1 protein-coding gene is annotated in these 803 nt (G+C 52.8%); it reads right to left on the reverse strand.

The window, feature by feature from the left end:
• Positions 1–770 (reverse strand): DDE-type integrase/transposase/recombinase (locus HMPREF3044_RS08770; RefSeq protein ID WP_141759670.1); only part of this gene is annotated, 770 nt, incomplete at its 3' end.
• Between the last annotated feature and the right edge of the window lie 33 nt (positions 771–803).

An 803-nucleotide genomic window follows, 5' to 3' on the forward strand; every position in this document is an offset into this window, starting at 1 on the left:
TTTTTTAGTGTTTGGTGGAAGCGTTCAATTTTTCCTTGGGTTTGGGGGTGTCCTGCGCGTCCGTTTTTCTGCAGGATGCTGTGTTTTTCAAGGAATTTTTCAAAACCGTTTTTACCTCCCTTGGCACCGGCTAGTCGGGCGGTGAAGACAAGGCCGTTATCGGTGAGGGTGGATTGGGGGAAGCCGTATTTTTTGGTGATGGTTTCGGCGGCTGTGACCACGGTGGGGCCAGCTACACGCTTATAGGCGCCTAGGTATAGCAGGAAGCGACTGTGGTCATCGAGGAAGTCGAGGATCTCCACAACCTGTCCATTGAGCAGTCTGGTGGAGGTGACATCTGCTTGCCAGCATTCGTTGGGCAGGGTTGCTTCAAAGCGTCGTAGATAGGCTTTCGGGCGTTTTTTGGGTTGTGGTGTGACCATGCCGTTTTTGGTGAGGATTCGCCGGATGGTTGATTCTGCAGGCGCATGAAAACCTCGTTGCTCGAGTACCCAGGCGATGGTTTCAGGTCCGTTGTCTGCACCTTTGGAGGCGAGTTCTCTGCGGATTTTGATGATCTGTTTGATCACCTCCTCGCTGACCTTGGTGGGGTGTGTTTTCGGTGCTGTGGATCGCGGTTTAACAGCCTCTGGGCCACCTTCTTCGTATCGCCTTAGCAGGGTGTAGATCCATTGCCGGGATCTCTTGAATCGAACGGAGGCTTCGCTGACGGTGAGGTGTTGTTCGGTGATTGCTTTGACGATGGCGAGGTTGGCGTTGTCGTAGCTCATGAATAATTATGGGCTCAGGGTGTCAACTATGTC

The sequence above is a fragment of the Corynebacterium sp. HMSC073D01 genome (assembly GCF_001815555.1).
In the GTDB taxonomy this organism is placed as follows: Bacteria; Actinomycetota; Actinomycetes; order Mycobacteriales; family Mycobacteriaceae; genus Corynebacterium; species Corynebacterium glucuronolyticum.